At 42.7% G+C, this 16,854-nt stretch carries 16 protein-coding genes and 1 pseudogene; 12 read left to right on the forward strand and 5 right to left on the reverse strand.

What is annotated here, in order from left to right:
* A partial coding sequence (gene rnc, locus O9324_RS06540; RefSeq protein ID WP_287633558.1) for a ribonuclease III occupies window positions 1–585 on the reverse strand: 585 nt, incomplete at its 3' end.
* Window positions 586–643: 58 nt separating this feature from the next.
* On the opposite strand from rnc, the gene O9324_RS06545 reads away from it, so the two are divergent.
* The 11 genes from O9324_RS06545 (at window position 644) to O9324_RS06595 (ending at window position 10,594) form a co-directional block, all read left to right on the forward strand.
* Window positions 644–1,210, forward strand: coding sequence for a hypothetical protein (locus tag O9324_RS06545; RefSeq protein ID WP_288139766.1), 567 nt, complete (start codon window positions 644–646; stop codon window positions 1,208–1,210).
* Between the two features lie 459 nt (window positions 1,211–1,669).
* Complete coding sequence (locus O9324_RS06550; RefSeq protein WP_002787228.1) at window positions 1,670–2,698, forward strand: chlorophyll a/b binding light-harvesting protein; 1,029 nt, start codon at window positions 1,670–1,672, stop codon at window positions 2,696–2,698.
* Window positions 2,699–2,964: 266 nt separating this feature from the next.
* Window positions 2,965–3,477, forward strand: coding sequence for a flavodoxin FldA (gene fldA, locus O9324_RS06555; protein ID WP_002760221.1), 513 nt, complete (start codon window positions 2,965–2,967; stop codon window positions 3,475–3,477).
* Between the two features lie 125 nt (window positions 3,478–3,602).
* Window positions 3,603–4,346, forward strand: coding sequence for an alpha/beta hydrolase (locus O9324_RS06560; protein ID WP_287630517.1), 744 nt, complete (start codon window positions 3,603–3,605; stop codon window positions 4,344–4,346).
* A 19-nt stretch (window positions 4,347–4,365) separates the two neighbouring features.
* Window positions 4,366–4,743: a hypothetical protein gene (locus O9324_RS06565; protein WP_288139767.1), complete on the forward strand. Its 378-nt coding sequence runs from the start codon at window positions 4,366–4,368 to the stop codon at window positions 4,741–4,743.
* Between the two features lie 108 nt (window positions 4,744–4,851).
* Window positions 4,852–6,708: a threonine--tRNA ligase gene (gene thrS, locus O9324_RS06570; protein WP_288139768.1), complete on the forward strand. Its 1,857-nt coding sequence runs from the start codon at window positions 4,852–4,854 to the stop codon at window positions 6,706–6,708.
* Between the two features lie 114 nt (window positions 6,709–6,822).
* Window positions 6,823–7,848 (forward strand): CobW family GTP-binding protein, encoded by a 1,026-nt coding sequence (locus O9324_RS06575; RefSeq protein ID WP_288139769.1) that lies wholly within the window; start codon window positions 6,823–6,825, stop codon window positions 7,846–7,848.
* Between the two features lie 66 nt (window positions 7,849–7,914).
* The gene (locus tag O9324_RS06580; RefSeq protein ID WP_288139770.1) at window positions 7,915–8,097 is read left to right on the forward strand and encodes a hypothetical protein; all 183 of its coding nucleotides are present in this window, start codon (window positions 7,915–7,917) and stop codon (window positions 8,095–8,097) included.
* Between the two features lie 188 nt (window positions 8,098–8,285).
* Window positions 8,286–9,065: a hypothetical protein gene (locus O9324_RS06585; RefSeq protein ID WP_288139771.1), complete on the forward strand. Its 780-nt coding sequence runs from the start codon at window positions 8,286–8,288 to the stop codon at window positions 9,063–9,065.
* Window positions 9,065–9,874, forward strand: a complete 810-nt coding sequence (locus tag O9324_RS06590; RefSeq protein ID WP_002742233.1) for a metallophosphoesterase family protein — start codon at window positions 9,065–9,067, stop codon at window positions 9,872–9,874. The genes O9324_RS06585 and O9324_RS06590 overlap by 1 nt, the downstream gene beginning before the upstream one ends.
* Window positions 9,875–9,895: 21 nt before the next feature.
* Entirely contained in the window at window positions 9,896–10,594 is a 699-nt protein-coding gene (locus tag O9324_RS06595; protein WP_287630522.1) for a metallophosphoesterase family protein, read from the forward strand.
* A 422-nt stretch (window positions 10,595–11,016) separates the two neighbouring features.
* Here O9324_RS06595 and O9324_RS06600 read toward each other — a convergent pair whose 3' ends face one another.
* From O9324_RS06600 to O9324_RS06615, 4 genes are all read right to left on the reverse strand, one after another.
* Window positions 11,017–12,000, reverse strand: a complete 984-nt coding sequence (locus tag O9324_RS06600) for a methyltransferase domain-containing protein (RefSeq protein ID WP_288139772.1) — start codon at window positions 11,998–12,000, stop codon at window positions 11,017–11,019.
* Window positions 12,001–12,176: 176 nt separating this feature from the next.
* Window positions 12,177–12,416, reverse strand: coding sequence for a FeoC-like transcriptional regulator (locus O9324_RS06605; RefSeq protein ID WP_002792905.1), 240 nt, complete (start codon window positions 12,414–12,416; stop codon window positions 12,177–12,179).
* Window positions 12,417–12,525: 109 nt separating this feature from the next.
* Entirely contained in the window at window positions 12,526–14,850 is a 2,325-nt protein-coding gene (gene feoB, locus O9324_RS06610; RefSeq protein ID WP_288139773.1) for a Fe(2+) transporter permease subunit FeoB, read from the reverse strand.
* A 42-nt stretch (window positions 14,851–14,892) separates the two neighbouring features.
* Window positions 14,893–15,528 (reverse strand): FeoA family protein, encoded by a 636-nt coding sequence (locus O9324_RS06615; protein ID WP_288139774.1) that lies wholly within the window; start codon window positions 15,526–15,528, stop codon window positions 14,893–14,895.
* Window positions 15,529–16,021: 493 nt separating this feature from the next.
* Between O9324_RS06615 and O9324_RS06620 the strand changes: the two are divergent.
* Window positions 16,022–16,227 (forward strand): annotated as a pseudogene (locus O9324_RS06620) (hypothetical protein).
* The last annotated feature ends 627 nt before the right edge of the window (window positions 16,228–16,854 follow it).

The raw sequence follows: 16,854 nt of genomic DNA on the forward strand, positions 1-16,854 counted from the left end.
ATTAACCCGCACTTCGGCGGTAAATTCCCTAGCGTGGGGCGGTCCGGTAACATCGATGATCGCATATTCTGGATTAGAGGCGAAATTAGCCAGCGCCCACTGTTGAAAGAGATTTTTAGCATCGATAAAAGATGGCGATTCCGATTGTTGAGAGACTAAATGAGAGGCTACAGGGATAAAAAGCCCGTGCAGATAGTTTTTAACCGCATTTAACCCCGAATCTAGATAATAAGCCCCAATTATCGCTTCAAAAGTGTCCGCTAATAGGGTAGGATTCGATCGCCCCCGATCTTTAATTGCCCCCTTACCCAAACGCATTAACTCCCCTAGACCGATTTCAATGCCCAATTGCGCTAATTGTTCTTCTTTGACCAAATTTGACCGCAAACGAGTTAATTCGGCCTCGTTCATGGCGGGATATTTTTGATACAATAGTTCGCCCACCAAAAAAGCCAAAATCGCATCGCCCAAAAATTCTAGGCGCTCGTTATTTTCCGTCAATTCGGACTGTTCATTAACATAGGAACGATGGGTTAAAGCTTGGGTGAGAAGGAGAGCATTTTGAAAAGGAGGCAAACAAGACATTACAGAAATGATCAAGTCAAGAGCATTTCTTATCTTAATCTGACCCCACCCCGAATAGATGAGACGAACGATCCTTTTTTTACTGTTTTTTCCGGCTAGTTTAGGCATAATCTCCCAAATCTTTTCACCAGAAAACCTATCCGCTGCTATTCTTGCCCTAGGTACCCTGGTGATGTGTATTGAACAGGCACGCATGGCAGCGGTGGACTTGGCAGAAATTGCCCAATTTCAGCAAAAAACCAGCGATCCTCGCCTCGATCGCTTTTTTATGGTCACAATTAGTACAATTGTTTTAGAATTATCGGGCTTTTATCTGGCTGCCCTCTGGATAGGATGGGGAGCTTTAATAGTTCTAGTCAGTCAAATTTGGTTTCATTGTTTAGCCAAAATTCAACTGCAGCCAAGCACAGAAAAAATCATTGACCATGGCATAGGGCCACGTTTACCCATCTTACTCGCTGACGGAATCGGCATAATCTTCGTGGCTTTCTGGTTAGCCAAAATCGCTCCCCTAATTATGGCCATGACTTTAACGACAATGTTATTAATCTACGGCTCTATTAAGTATCTTTTCAGAACTGGGGAGGGGGGAGAAAGGAAAATCCAGAGGCTGCAATCCCTATAAATGGGCGCTCAGAGACTCTGACGCAGTTTAAATTCAGTACAGCTTACCACAACCGACAGGGAGGCGAGTGGCACCAGCGGGTATTTTATCGAATAAAAAAGATATTTCAGGTTAAAAATGAAATAAAAAGCGTAAATAAGCTTAAATATGCTCTTTAATGCCTAATTATAGGCTTGTTTAAGTGATGACAAGCTAATTATCCTCTAGTCTTCGTTAAAAATTAATTAGTAATTATTCTCAATTATTTGAGGCGATTACTCTAGCTGCGATCCAAGATTCATGCTGAAAAGCCTTGATTGTCAAAGGCTGATCAGGCTAAAAATACTGAGGCATCAAAGGATACCGAGCAACTGTAACAATTCTTAACTTGACTTTATTGAGAATTATTCTAGACTAAGACTTAAAGCTTATTGCATATAATTATCAATAAGCTTGGTTCTATTTCCGTTAAAAGATGCCATGCAGACCTACGATAATCCTCAGATCGAATACGACTGGTGGGCAGGAAATGCCCGTTTTGCCGATAAATCAGGCTTATTTATCGTTGCTCACGTTGCTCAAGCTGCTTTAATCGCTTTTTGGGCAGGAGCCTTCACCTTATTTGAAATTTCCCAGTATCGCCCCGATATAGCCATGGCAGAACAGGGCTTAATTTTACTGCCGCACCTGGCCACTTTAGGCTTTGGAGTTGGAGAAAAGGGGCAAATCATTGATATCTATCCCTTTTTCGTGATTGGCTCAATTCATCTGATTTCTTCGGCAGTTTTGGGAGCAGGAGCCTTATTTCACCTGTTAAGAGTCCCAGAAACCCTGAAAGATTCCTCCGGTCCAGGGAAAAAATTCCATTTCGATTGGAGTGAACCCCGACAATTAGGAGTTATTCTCGGTCATCACCTGCTCTTTTTAGGTATAGCTGCATTATTGTTAGTGGCCAAAGCTATGTACTGGGGGGGATTATACGACGCAACTATCGGCGCTGTCCGAGTCGTTAGTGAACCAACCCTCGATCCTTGGGTTATCTATGGCTATCAAACCCACTTTGCTACTGTGGACAATCTCGAAGATTTAGTCGGTGGTCATATCTACGTCGGTTTAATGTTAATTGGGGGCGGTATCTGGCATATTATCGTTCCCCCGCTTAAATGGGCGAGAAATGTGCTGATTTTCTCTGGAGAAGCCATTTTATCCTATTCTTTGGGCGGAATTGCCCTAGCTGGTTTCGTGGCCGCCTATTTCTGTGGGGTAAATACCCTCGCTTATCCAGTCGAATTTTACGGGCCAATTTTAGAAGTGAAGTTAGGAATTGCTCCCTACTTTGCCGACACGGTGAAATTGCCCTTTGGAGTACATACGGCGCGCTGTTGGTTAGCTAATGCCCACTTTTTTCTCGCTTTCTTCTTTTTACAAGGTCATCTCTGGCACGCTTTACGCGCGATGGGTTTTGACTTTAAACGAGTAGAAAAAGCCTTAAATGCGATAGAAGCCTAGTTTTTTTGAGGAAAATTAGGATAAATTATCGATTTTCCTAATTTTCCCCGCTGATCAATCTTTCTAACTGTCCCTTATGCCTTACTGTACCTGTTGTAACACCAAATTGCTGCATCACATTGGACGCTCTCGCTCTTATTGGTACTGTAGTTCTTGCCGGCAGGAAATGCCAGTTTCAGAGGCCGAAAACTGTAATCAGGGGCTTTATTCCCTATCAAGGAGAATTAAGAGTTAAACTCACTTATTTCGCAACAAGGACAAATTTTATGGCAAAAATTGGCTTATTTTTTGGCACGCAAACCGGCAAAACCGAAACGGTGGCGGAAATGATTCAGAAAGAATTTGGAGGTGAGGCAATTGTAGAATTACACGATATCTCCTCCGCTTCTACCGAGGATTTTGCCCCCTACGATGCCCTGATTATCGGTTGTCCCACCTGGAATATCGGCGAATTACAAAGCGATTGGGAGGGTTTTTACGATGAATTGGATGACATTGATTTCGTCTCCAAAAAGGTCGCCTATTTCGGGATGGGGGATCAAATCGGTTATGCGGATAACTTTCAAGATGCTCTGGGGATACTGGAAGAAAAAATCGCCTCCCTGGGGGGTAAAACCGTCGGTTACTGGCCGACAGAAGGTTACGATTTTAACGAGTCGAAAGCCCTAAAAAATGGCAAATTTGTCGGTTTAGCCCTCGATGAAGACAACCAATCCGATTTAACTGAACAACGGATCAAAACCTGGGTCGCGGGACTTAAGGGCGAATTTGGCGTTTAGTTAGCTATCAATCAGTTATCAGTTATCAGTTATCAGTGAATAGTATTAAGTGGCTAGTTCGCAGCTTTCTTTTCACCGATTACTGATTACTGTTTACTGAAAAATCCCCTATATCCTTGATTATTATGTCTCGATTACCTGATGCAGTTTGGATTAATGTTAACCCCAGTTTTCGCCGTTTTGATCGCCCGGTGTTGGATTTTTTAGCCAGGGAAGTTGCGATCGCTGATTGGCAATACTGTCAATCTCTTGATCAGCCAGCTTCTCTTGATATTGCCTTGGTATTAATACAAGATTACCTGAAACAATGCGAGCGACCGCTGCATTTAGTCGGCCACGGCACGGGGGGATTAGTAGGATTACTGTATGCGCGTCGTTATCCGGAAAGGGTAAAATCCTTAACTTTGCTCTCTGTGGGAGTCTATCCGGCGATCGATTGGCAAGCTCATTATTATGTGCTATCAAAATTACTGCCTTGTTCTCGTCAAACTCTGCTCAATCAATCGGTTCACAATCTTTTTGGTCATCAATCCTGCGCTTTAACCCAAGAATATCGCTATCTCTTGGAAGAGGATTTATTATTGTCCCTTTCTCCCCATAATCTCTATCAGAATGCCCATTTCGCCCCGGGGACAGTTCCCGTACCCCTGTTAGTCTGTGGGGGAGATATCGATACGATTATCGATCAGCATTTGTTGCAGGGATGGCAACCCTGGTTAAAGTCAGGCGATCGCATTTGGAGTTGTCACAAAGGGCGTTATTTTTTCCACTATTCCCACCCCTACAGCGTCAGTCAAGAGATTTTTAGTTTCTGGCGATCTCTAGTTCCACAGGAATTTCTTTCTGAGCAAACTGTAATTATTCCTTAATTGACAAAAATCGAGATTTATGTTAAGGCTAATACCGCTCTTTTGTCCGATCGCAATCTGGATAACGCTGCTGTTCTTTTTTACTGCCCTTTTTCTTGCTGTTGCCCAAGGGCGCCGGCAGTTGCAAAAGCTGCATCGGATTCCCTGTAGTCGCTGTGTTTTTTGTACTGGAGATTATCGCTTGAAATGTGCGGTGCATCCAATGCGCGCTTTTTCGGAAGAGGCGCTCGATTGTCGGGATTTTGAGCGAGAAATTCAGGAAAATCAGAAAACGGGTTTCTTCAAGAAACCCGTTTTCTCAGTTTCTTTTCTCGTCATCATAACCTGGATTCTGGCTGTTAAGTCGAGAATATCGTCGGTAATCCCTGTTTTTAAAACGGGGAAACTTCCAGTTTGAGCGGTAAGCTATCAGCGTTGAGCTTGCCGCTAGAGGATTTGAGCGCATTTTTTCTCAGACATCAGCCCTCCTTTGCTAAAATGATAATCATTATCATTTTAACTAGCAATGGTCAATCAAATTAAGTCCCCCCGAGCAGAAAGCCCCTTTATCGAAGAAGATTCGCAAAAAATCGTAAAAATACGCCATACTTGCGCCCATATCTTAGCGATGGCTGTCCAAACTCTCTTTCCTGACACCAAAGTCGCTATTGGTCCCTGGACAGAAACGGGATTTTACTACGATTTTGATCGCCCAACACCCTTTACCCCCGAAGATTTGGAGAAAATAGCGGCAGAAATGGGGCGAATTATCGGGAAAAACCTGCCAATTATCCGAGAAGTGCTGGAAAGAAGCGAAATTACGGCAGAAATCGAGCGCCTTAATCAACCCTACAAAAAGTTAATTTTAGAGAGAATTCCCCCAGATGAAACCATTACCCGTTATTTTATCGGTAGTCCGGACGCAGGACGGAGCGATCGAGAACCCTCGTTAATTGATGGCGCTGTTTCTCCCCCAGAAGAATTTTGGTGGGATCTGTGTGCGGGACCCCATCTCAACTCGACGGGGGAAATTAACCCAGATGCTTTCGTCTTGGAGAGTGTAGCGGGTGCTTATTGGCAAGGAGATGAAAAACAGCCGCAATTACAGCGAATTTACGGCACAGCTTGGCAAACCCCCGCAGAATTACAAAATTATCTCCAACAAAAAGAAGAAGCGCAGCGACGAGATCATCGCAAATTGGGACAACAATTAAAATTATTTAGCATCCAAGAAGATGCCGGTGGCGGCTTAGTTTTTTGGCATCCCCGGGGTGCAACAATGCGTTATTTAATCGAAGATTATTGGCGCCAAGCTCATTTAGAAGCGGGTTATCAATTTCTTTATACTCCCCATCTAGCTAATTTAGATCTGTGGAAAACTTCTGGACATTGGGACTTTTATCGCGACAATATGTTTGAGGCGATCGAGTTAGAACAGCAAAGCTATCAAATTAAGCCAATGAATTGTCCTTTTCATGTTTTAACCTATCAAAATGACCTGCATTCCTATCGAGAATTTCCCCTCAGATGGGCAGAATTAGGCACAGTTTATCGTTACGAGCGATCAGGGGTTTTACACGGATTAATGCGGGTAAGAGGTTTTACTCAAGATGATGCTCATATTTTCTGTTTACCAGAACAAATTGCCGCAGAGATTCTAGGAGTTTTGAACTTAACCGAGAAAATTCTCTCCGATTTTGGCTTTACTAATTATCAGATAAATTTATCGACTCGTCCCAGTAAATCCGTGGGTAGCGATAGTGTTTGGGAATTGGCAACAGCGGCTTTAATTGAGGCCTTAAATGCTAAAAAGTGGGATTATATTGAGGATCAGGGAGGTGGGGCTTTTTATGGTCCGAAAATTGATATAAAAATTCAAGATGCGATCGGTAGAATGTGGCAATGTTCCACGATTCAGGTCGATTTTAACTTGCCAGAACGCTTTGATATGCAATATGTCGCTAGGGATGGTACTCGGGAAAGACCGATTATGATTCATCGAGCTATTTTTGGCTCTTTGGAAAGATTTTTTGGTATTTTAATCGAGAATTATGCAGGAGATTTTCCTCTCTGGTTAGCACCTATTCAAGTCCGTTTATTACCCGTTAGTGATGAACAGCAGCATTATGCTTTAGAGGTAGCAATGCAGTTAAAACAAGCTGGTTATCGAGTGGAAATCGATAAAAGTGGTGAGCGTTTAGGCAAACAAATTCGTACAGGAGAACTGGAAAAAATCCCTGTCTTAGCTGTGATTGGAAAACGAGAAGTTAGCAGTAAAACTCTAAGTGTTCGCACTCGACAAGGGGGTGATTTAGGTTTGATGACGCTGGCAGATTTATTAGAAAAAATGCAAACGGCGATCCTATCTAAAACTAATCTCTGAAGCTTTTGTATAAACCAGCAATTAGTGGATATCGATCCCCTCCAAGCGAATTTAACAGGGTTGAGAAAAGCCTATTTTCTGCCAATTAATTAACTTAAAAGTGGGTTAGCTGCCATGAGTTCTTTGATAATTCCTCTCTCCGATTCCCTCCCTTGCTTACCAAAATCGGGAATGCCTGTGACGATTATTACTGGTTTTTTGGGTAGTGGAAAAACTACCTTACTAAATCATATTCTTGACAATAAAGAAGGGTTAAAAGTTGCCGTATTAGTTAATGAGTTTGGGGATATTAATATTGATTCTCAATTGCTTGTTTCCATCGATGAAGATATGGTAGAATTGAGTAATGGCTGTATTTGTTGTACGATTAATGATAGTTTAATTGAGACAGTCTATCAGGTCTTAGAAAAGGAAATTCCCGTGGACTATCTAATCATTGAAACCACAGGATTAGCCGATCCTTTGCCAATTATCCTCACTTTTTTAGCCACGGAATTAAAATATCTGACTCGCTTAGATTCTATTATTACCCTCGTGGATTCTGAAACCTTTACTGCCGATCATTTTGATAGTAATATTGCCCTTAGTCAAATTCGTTATGGTGACGTGGTAATTCTCAATAAAATAGATCGAGTCACTGGCAAAAAATTAGATGATTTAGAAAGGTTTATTTTTCGGGAAAAAGAGGGTATAAGACTCCTAAAAAGTAGTTATGGTCAGGTTCCTTTGGGTTTATTGTTAGATCTAGGTTTAACTAAAGAAGAATTATATAAAGTTCAGTTGAGAGACTTTCAAAAAAATCGCCCAATCTCCAGTGATAATCAATCTCCTGAAGACTTTAATTTTGTCTCCTTTGTTAGCGATAAACCATTTAATCTAGATAAATTTGAACCTTTTCTCACGGAAAAAATGCCGATAAATGTTTTTCGAGCTAAAGGGATTCTCTGGTTTCAACAAAGCGATTTAAAACATATTTTTCAATTAAGTGGACAGCGTTACGATCTGCAAGCAGTAGAATGGGACACTGTACCCAACAATCAATTAGTTTTTATCGGCAGAAATTTGAATAAAGAGGAAATTGTGACACAACTAAACGAATGCTTGGCTAGTTCGCAAAAATTTCAAAAGTACAAACTATGAATAGACCTCTTGCAGAAATCAAAAATCGTTTTTAGGGTTAGGAGTCAGTAGTCAGGAAAATTAAGAATGAATAATAATCAATTAAATGGTCTATTTACAGATTTTATGCCATTTAATCCTTATTTTTGCGGTGATCGATTAAGGGAGAAAACGGGTTTCTTGAAGAAACCCGTTTTCTTGTTGAAAAAATTATCCCGAAAGCGATCGATTAAGGGAACAATTAAAAACGAGGGGAATTATCTTAGTTGATTTACCCGATGGACAAAGCCAATGCTATCCTAGAGAAAAGAGCCATAACCATGATTAATATCTCAAGAGACCGCCAATTTTTCCCCAAATAACCTTACTAAGTCGAGAGGATTGGTTAAGGAAGATTACTTGCCCCAATCTCACTTATGCTAGAATGATTATCATTACCACAGTAGAGAAGGAGCAAAATGATTATCGTGGTGACGGGGGGTATAGCTGCGGGAAAAACCCATTGGATTCGCCAACAAATCGCTCAGAGCAAGCAGCCAAGTCTATATTTTAGTCCCCAGACGGAAACTTTTCCCATTGATCATCTCACTTTAGAGAGTGACTTTCCCCAGTTGTCCTCTATTTCTAGGGAAGAAGAAGACCGTTTAGGCAGTTTATCCGTCGAAAACACGGTCTATATGGAAGTGCCGTGGCATTTAGACACGCAATCCCTCGAAAGCTTTCTAAAACCCCTCAATTGTCATCGGGTAGCGATTACGTCTCCAGACGAAGAAATCCCCGAAGGACAAGTTCCCGTCGATGAAATTGTCATCAGTCCGGTCAAAACGACAATAAAAGGTGATCAATGGTTAAAAAAACGAGAAATACAGATTTATAGAGCCGTTTTAACGGGAGAAATCCTCGATTTTTCCAGTTTAACTACCTTTTGGACAGAATTAACCCAAGGGGCCTATGGGGAAGTGCTGCGGGTTAAAAGTATCTTCGATATCATCGATGGTCAGTGTATTTATGGGGAATTTATGGATGAATGGCCAGAAAAAGACTTTCAAAGTTTAAATTTACCCTTAAATCTCGATGGGAGACCGAATCGCTTTAGTGGGATTGAAATCGTCGGTCGCAATCTCGATAAACCGACAATTGCCGATACCCTGAGTGATTGTTGTCTGTCCGATGAGGCACTTTTTTATTATCAACAACAATTTCAAGAATCTTTAGAGCCAGAAATGGAGTTAATCTGATGAAAATAGCCGTTTTATCCTGTATTCATGGCAATATGCCCGCTTTTAACGCTGTTTTGCAAGATTTAGACCAACAGGGTTGTCAAGAAATCTACTGTTTAGGGGATTTAGTCGGGTATGGACCCCATCCTAACCAAGTGGTGGAAAAAATCCGTCAACTGGGGATTACTACAGTACAAGGGTGTTGGGATGAGGATATCGTTGAGGGATTAAATGCCTGTGAATGCAGTTATCCGTCGCTTTTAGCAGAAAAACGCGGTAGATTAGCTCATGAGTGGACAAATCAAATAATCACCCCAGAAAACCGTAATTATTTGTCAAAACTGCCCGAAATTTTTAAGCTAGATCACCTCTGTTTTGTCCATGGTAGTCCCCAAAGTAACCATGAGTACCTTTTAGCCGAAATGGACGCTTTTACGGCTTTAGAACGGGTTTTATCGGTAGATACAGAGGTTTTATTCTGTGGACATACCCATATCCCCTACATTCGCACTCTCGACGCGGGAAGCTTGCAAATAAAAGTGTATCAACCCGATGGGGAACAGTCGCGGCAATTTACCACACCAGTTAAACGTATCATCAACGTGGGATCGGTGGGAGAACCGCGTCACGGTCGTCCAAATGCCACCTATGTGATTTACGATCGAGAAACGGCAGCGGTACAACTGCGAGAAGTGGCCTATAACTATCAGGAAACCTGTCAGGCTATTTTAGCATCGGGTTTACCTCCTATTTTCGCTTGGCGATTGGCTAAGGGTCTAGAATATGCGGAAAAAGCCGATGATCCGACTCATGTTTGCGAACGTTAATTTGTGATAAATCAAGAAATTATGTGGGCAATTTTAAGCGGTATTCAAGGCAATTTACCAGCCTATCAAGCGGTCTTGGAAGATATTCAGCAACGGTCAGTTACTGTAGAAAATTTATATATTTTAGGAGATTTTATCGGTGTTAATCCCGATAGTGAAATGCTGGTAGAACAAATACGTTATCCCACTAAAAATAACTTATATCCACAGGTTTGTCGGGGATGGTGGGAAGAACAATGTCTAATTTTACACAGTTTAGGAGCAACAGGAGAACCGAAGGAATTAATCGATAAACATGGAATTGATAGTACTAAACAACTCTGGGATGCAGTTTCTTTAGAAACGGTGCAATGGTTACGAAATCTCGATTTTGGTTTTGTCGAGTTGGATTGTTTATTAATTCATGGCAGTAGTGTCAGTGTTAGTGAAGAATTAACCCCCGATACTCCCCCATGGCAAATTTTAGATCGACTGCAACGGGTGGGAGTTAATAATCTATTTTGTGGTCGTGCGGGAAAAGTTTTTGATTATTCTTTACAGTCCGCTAATTTAACCAGCACTGTTACTACTTTAGATAAACGGCAACCAAGTCAAACTTTGACGATTCAAGATAAGCGTTTAATTGGGGTTGGTAGCGTTGGTAAAGAATTAAATAAAGCAGTTTACACTCTCTATAATCCCAGTAATAATTGCGTGGAGTTTAGAACCGTACCTTATTAATCTTTCAGAGATTAATTAAATATTAAAGATTAATTTAAGTAGGTAGGCGTTAAAAATTATCAAACACCCCCCTTATCAAGGGGGGATTTATCTTCAATTTAATTAGGGTTTGCTGAAAAAGTACGGGCGAAGCATTCGGATAGAAAATCTACGGTTTCACCGATAGGTTATTGCCCGAATGCTTCGCCCCTACAGGACGCGGGCCGATGAAGACGCAAGGTTTGGAACCACAATTCTCTCAAAATCTTGCACCTGTGGGAGCGAGAAAAGCCACAAAAACCTTATACCATTTTTCTTTATTCGCGTCACAACGAATGAAGGTTTGGCAAGCATTCGAGCGTGGATGTCTGTCATGGATTTAGAAATTTGGTATTACCTTGCCTACATTTCACATTTATTCAGCAAGCCCTAATTATAACCAGCTACATAACTGAGGTAAGAGACTCTTGCTGACTTGGTTGCAGATGGGATTGAGCGCGAACAGCGCGGAACATCCCAAAACGACATAAACCCGTGCCAAAGGCCAAACGCATCAGCAGAATTGTCGGCACTTCTCGGACGGATTTAACCAATCCAGTCAGACCAAATTGCCACCAACCTTGGGGACGAATCACCCCCTGCCAAATGGTATCAATCCAAGAGGGTAGAGTGGCTGTTGTCCAGTCAGCAGTCATCACTCCCCCATCTACCAATCCCGTGGCCGCTAACTGTTCGGCAAAACCTTCGATACTGGCAAAAGCGGGGTGGGACCACTGATCCAAAAGTTGGCGCATTACAGGACTTTCCCAGAAATTAAGCGGTTTTTGACGGTCATCTCGCTGATTCCAGTCCGCTACCACCAGGACTCCCCCCGGCTTAAGAACTCGCAGTAATTCCTGAGCAAAAACGGCTTTGTCCGGCATATGGGGACCGGCTTCGATTGACCAGACCACATCAAAACTCTCGTCGGGAAAAGAAAGGGCCATGGCATCATCGACCAAAAAGCGAGCATTTAAATCTGGGGGTGTTAGTTCTTTGGCCCGTGCCACTTGTTTGGGACTAATGGTGACACCAGTAACGGCAAACCCGTAGTCGCGGGCCAGAATGCGACTGCTGCCACCAATACCACAACCGACATCAAGGAGAGTTGCACCGGCGGGTAATTTATCCAAACCTCCCCAAGAGACCATTTCCGCCACAAAGTCGGCTTTTGCCTGTAGAAAGTCTTTTTTTTCTGCTGGGGAACCGTAGTGACCTAAATGGATGTGTTCCCCCCAATAATATTCTAAAATCCCGTCTTCGGTCCATTGGTCGTAGGAGTTGGCCACCGAGTCCGACGATTGGTACTTGCGAGAGGAAACAAAATAGACGACGATAGCGATCGCTAGGAGTAACCCTAAAGATGATGTCACCAAAAGTATATTCATTCAATCCTACTGGGCAAACTGACACAAAGCTTAATAACTCTTAAAGATTATATAACTTTGAGGTTCTGCGGTTGAGTGACTTTGGTTCCTCGCCAGAAATTAACTATCCCAGTTGAAAGCGACCGGTAATACAGCAGTTATCTTAATAGTTAGATCACTTCTGTAGTATTAAACTTTTATCTGTTTGTCCCTGTGGAATTGCCCTCAATCCATTCGTAAAAAGCCATAGATTCCGGGGAACAACGGCTGCATCCTCCGCATTTTTCTAGGGAAATCAGGCGAATTCGCCCTTTTTTCAGCAAGCGATCGAGCATGGGACTTAAGGCATCCGCTGACATCCGAAAGTGTGTAGATAAGTCAGACAGAGATGCTTTCTGATTTTTGGCAAGATAAGCCTGTATATCGGTTAAAATCATGGTTTATAAGCGAAAAAAATCGAGAAAAGTTACTTGATTGCGGTGGGTTACGGCGAATCTAAATAATTTGTTAGTTGCCTAGCTTTTTGTCGCCTAACCCACCCTACTTTTAAATTGCTGGACGGTTGATTTTTCGGGGACGGAGATTTTTTAAGGTGAATAAAACCCCGACTACGGTTAAACCCATCAAGACTATCCAAAAGAGAGAAAATCCCGGATGTCGAGAAAAAGTGGCGATTTGATAGAAGGAAGTGGCAACAATATAGGCCATTCCTGTGGTCCAGAGGGCAATAAAAGCAGTCCAACCGGCATTAGTTTCGCGATATACTGCCGATGTGGCCGAAACACAGGGAAAATAGAGCAGAACAAACAACAGATAGGCAAAAGCACCCGCTTGACCATCAAATCTTTTCGCCATTGCCCCAAAGATTCCTAAATCTACTTCTTGCTTCTCGGCAGCCGTTTTTTGATCTTGCAGATCACCAATATTCAAACCCAAGGGATCAAGTAATTGATTGGGTAATTGCGCTAAATTGGCGGGAATAGTGGCGATAGCTGTCTGAATTTGCCCCCAAAAGTCGAATTTTTCGGCTGCTACCCCCTGATTAGGGTTATCTTCCCCCGCTAGTTGGCTGTAAATTGAGTTTAATGTGCCTACCATCGCTTCTTTGGCAAAAACTCCCGTAAAAATGCCCACCGTTGCCGGCCAATTTTGCTGCTCTAGTCCCATGGGTGAGAAAATAGGAGTTACAGCTTTACTGGTGGCACTTAAAACCGATCGCTCGCTGTCTTGATTACCAAAAGAACCATCAAAACTGACGGAGTTGAGTAGTCCCAAAATCATCACCATTAAAACGATAACTCGTCCAGCTTTCCATAAAAACGCTTGCAGACGTTCCCAAGTGCGAATTAAAACCCCTTTCAGACGCGGTAGATGATAGGGAGGCAATTCCATAATAAAGTGACTGATTTCTCCCTTGAGTAGGGTTTTTTTCATCACCAATCCCGTCAAAATAGCGGCGAGAATTCCTAAGATATAAAGACCAAAAACGATGTTTTGACCACCTATGGGGAAAAAAGCCGCCGCAAATAGGGCATAAACAGGTAATCTGGCCCCACAGGACATAAAAGGGTTCATCATAATCGTCATTAAACGATCGCGGGAATTTTCCAGGGTCCTGGTGGCCATAATTGCCGGCACATTGCAACCAAATCCCACTAGCATGGGAACAAAGGATTTACCCGGCAATCCCACCAAACGCATCAATCGATCCATGACGAAGGCTGCCCGGGCCATATAGCCAGAATCCTCTAAAATTGACAAAAAGAGGAACATAAAGCCAATTACGGGGATAAAAGTGGCGACGGTTTGCACACCTCCCCCCGCTCCATCAGCGAGCAGAGCAATTAGCCAACCTGGGGTATGGATTGTTTGTAAAACTTGGGCTAAACCATCGACAAAGATAGTCTGGGCAGTTAAATCGAAGAAATCGATAAAGGTAGCACTAACATTGATGGTAAATAAGAACATTAGGTACATTACGCCCAAAAATATCGGAATTCCTAACCAGCGATCGAGAACAATGCGATCAAGGCGATCGGACATGGTATCATTTATCTGTCCAGTCCGTTGAGTGGCTCCCTGAGTAACTTGTTGAATAAAGCCATAACGAGTATCAGCAATTAAAATATCAAGGTCTTCCCCTAAAACTTGGTGTATTTGTCGTCTATGCTTGACGATAATGCTTAATAGTTCCTGGGAGCGCAATTCTGGGGCGATGCGATCCTCGTATTGCAGTAGATTTAAAGCGGTCCATCTTGGCTCAACGATCCTTTTACTGCTATGGTCGTTAATGTAGGCAACAATCTCGTTAAGAGCTTCCTCAATTACCGCAGGATAAGCCACATAAGCGGCAGTATGGTTAATATCATCGACTAATTCCCCAATTTTTTGCTTTAATTCTCCGATTCCCTCCCCTTTAACCGCACTAATCGGGACGACAATTGCATCCATGCGATCGCTTAAGAGCTGCGGATTAACCACAATACCCCTAGTTTTGGCCACATCCATCATATTCAGGGCAATCAACATCGGTAAACGCATCTCCATGATTTGGGTAGTTAGGTAGAGATTACGCTCTAAATTAGAAGCATCGACGATATTAATCACTAAATCCGCCTCTCCTGACAGTAGATAGTCCCTAGCGACTAATTCATCCATTCCTGTCTCCCCTTCTTCCACATCAAGGGAATAGACTCCGGGTAAATCCACAAGGGTGATATCTTCCCCGTTAACTTGAAATCTTCCCTCTTTGCGATCGACTGTTACTCCCGGCCAGTTGCCGGTCCGTTGATTGGATCCTGTGAGAGCATTAAAAAGGGTAGTTTTGCCACAGTTAGGATTGCCAATTAAGGCGATAATCGGTTTGACCATAATTTAGGATATTTAGTCACGAATAGGCTTAGATGATTAAATTTAGCTTTTTGGGTCTATTTCTTCGACGATTAAAGTGTCTGCCTCCTGTTTACGCAGACTGAGATGAAATCCCCGCACTCGAATCTCGACGGGATCCCCCAAAGGTGCCACACGAATGACGGTAAACTCTGTCCCCGGAGTTAATCCCATTGATAACAATTTTCCTTTGTATCCGCGCAATGCTCGGTCATAACCGACAACTTTACCCGCTTTTCCTATGGGTATCTCCCGCAGAAATGTTCTTACTTCAGGTAGGTCTTTTTTGGGTTCCAGTTTTTTTGGTTGACTGTCACTAACGAGGATTTTTTCGGCCATTTCTGCCCCGATACCGATACGATTGTCTTGAATGCCAATTAAAACTGATCCCCTCCCTTGGGAGCTAATTACCTGTAATTGAATGCCGGGGTTTAATCCCATACCTAGGAGTCGATTGATTCCTCCTGTCCCCTGAAATCCCACTAACCAGACGGTTTTTCCCATTTCCACTTGTGCGAGGGGATAGGTGGCTGTTAGCTCAGTACCCATGGTGTTAGTACGTTCTGAGGCTGCCTCTGTACCGCCCCAAGGGGAAAATTGGGCTTTATTTGGCGATTTTTCCGGTTCTTCTGGTTCATTAGGTCTAATTTTATCGTCCATGCTTTTCTTATCTCCAAAGGCAAAGAAGGTCTTTCATTCAAGAGTGACAATAATTCCTTGATAGCTCATCGAGTTTACTTCAGTAGCCAAAGGGTGATAACTGCACTACTGTTAGTCTCAGTCAACGGTTTTGAAACTGTCTAAGACTTGCGATCGCTAAAATAAATGCTAATTATTCTCAATTACCAGTCTAATCGAAAAGGGGAGACAGAAAAGAAAAATATTTATTTAGGGTTTGCTGAATAATGGTAAAACCCTTTGAAAATAAGGCTTTTGACCTGTTAAAATCCGATGTTCATGCTGCGAAAATCGGATTGGGACCCCCAAAAACCTGGCATTATCCTCCTTTCAGTACACAAGTTAGTACAAAAAGAGAGGGCAACAAAGCCTGAAACGACCGGCTACTGACGACCGACTCCTAACCCCACCAACAAACTTTTTGCCGCAAACCCTACCTAGTGGTCTGCGGCAAAAAGCTTTTCCTAGGGGCAGGGTGTGGGGTGTGGGGTGTGGGGTGTGGGGTTTTACCGATTTTCAGGTGGTCAACTACCTAATTTTCAGGGAACAAGTACCTGAATTTTCCCCCGATCCCCGCAATGGCTGGCACTTTTTGAGGGGAAAAAAGTCCAAAAGTCTTATCCAACAAGGTTTTTAGATTTATTCAGCAAACCCTACCTAGTGGTCTGCGGCAAAAAGTAGGGGCGAAGCATTCGGGCAATAACCTATCGGTGAAACCGTAGATTTTCTATCCGAATGCTTCGCCCCTACAGGACTACATTTCACATTTATTCAGCCAGCCCTAAGTAAATCGAATCTGTCTTTCTGTTTGTGTTCTTTATGCCTTTGTGTTTATCCTTAACTCTTATGGGATAACCGGACAGAAAAAAGTTTAGTTTTAAATATTGGCGATACTTTCAACACTTTAGCCCCCCTATTCTCTGGGTCTTCTTGTAGCTTAAAAAAGGGTGCATCTCACATTTGCAGAAATATCGACAATCAGCAATTATCAGTGACTCTTAAATTATTACAAATATATCAACAACTGCCTGTAATACCATTTTTCTTTATTCGTTTCCCTCACCCCCTTCCCTGTCCCAGAGCGTTAGAGGGGAGGGGGTGAGGGCAATTAACCATCTCTGCCATTACTTTTGAAAAATGGGATAATTCGTTGTCAGTATCTCCAAACATTGACATCCTCGCCGCCCTAAAAGTGCGGCGATTCCTAAACCTCACGATTTAAGTTTCTGCTTCCACCACCGTCGCATACCACAGTTAAAAAACCATGTACTGTCTTACACAGAGTCCACAGACTTTCGCCCCATTTCA

It is taken from the genome of Microcystis sp. LE19-84.1B (assembly GCF_027531875.1).
Lineage (GTDB): Bacteria > Cyanobacteriota > Cyanobacteriia > Cyanobacteriales > Microcystaceae > Microcystis > Microcystis panniformis.

What these genes read in the sequence shown, in the direction of transcription:
- O9324_RS06590 (WP_002742233.1), top strand. Translation starts at nt 9,065, where the DNA reads ATGAAAATAGCCGTTTTATCCTGTATTCATGGCAATATGCCCGCTTTT.
- O9324_RS06615 (WP_288139774.1), bottom strand. Translation starts at nt 15,528, where the DNA reads ATGGACGATAAAATTAGACCTAATGAACCAGAAGAACCGGAAAAATCG.
- O9324_RS06600 (WP_288139772.1), bottom strand. Translation starts at nt 12,000, where the DNA reads ATGAATATACTTTTGGTGACATCATCTTTAGGGTTACTCCTAGCGATC.
- O9324_RS06580 (WP_288139770.1), top strand. Translation starts at nt 7,915, where the DNA reads ATGAATAATAATCAATTAAATGGTCTATTTACAGATTTTATGCCATTT.
- O9324_RS06575 (WP_288139769.1), top strand. Translation starts at nt 6,823, where the DNA reads ATGAGTTCTTTGATAATTCCTCTCTCCGATTCCCTCCCTTGCTTACCA.
- feoB (WP_288139773.1), bottom strand. Translation starts at nt 14,850, where the DNA reads ATGGTCAAACCGATTATCGCCTTAATTGGCAATCCTAACTGTGGCAAA.
- thrS (WP_288139768.1), top strand. Translation starts at nt 4,852, where the DNA reads ATGGTCAATCAAATTAAGTCCCCCCGAGCAGAAAGCCCCTTTATCGAA.
- O9324_RS06605 (WP_002792905.1), bottom strand. Translation starts at nt 12,416, where the DNA reads ATGATTTTAACCGATATACAGGCTTATCTTGCCAAAAATCAGAAAGCA.
- fldA (WP_002760221.1), top strand. Translation starts at nt 2,965, where the DNA reads ATGGCAAAAATTGGCTTATTTTTTGGCACGCAAACCGGCAAAACCGAA.
- O9324_RS06595 (WP_287630522.1), top strand. Translation starts at nt 9,896, where the DNA reads ATGTGGGCAATTTTAAGCGGTATTCAAGGCAATTTACCAGCCTATCAA.
- O9324_RS06585 (WP_288139771.1), top strand. Translation starts at nt 8,286, where the DNA reads ATGATTATCGTGGTGACGGGGGGTATAGCTGCGGGAAAAACCCATTGG.
- O9324_RS06545 (WP_288139766.1), top strand. Translation starts at nt 644, where the DNA reads ATGAGACGAACGATCCTTTTTTTACTGTTTTTTCCGGCTAGTTTAGGC.
- O9324_RS06550 (WP_002787228.1), top strand. Translation starts at nt 1,670, where the DNA reads ATGCAGACCTACGATAATCCTCAGATCGAATACGACTGGTGGGCAGGA.
- O9324_RS06560 (WP_287630517.1), top strand. Translation starts at nt 3,603, where the DNA reads ATGTCTCGATTACCTGATGCAGTTTGGATTAATGTTAACCCCAGTTTT.
- O9324_RS06565 (WP_288139767.1), top strand. Translation starts at nt 4,366, where the DNA reads ATGTTAAGGCTAATACCGCTCTTTTGTCCGATCGCAATCTGGATAACG.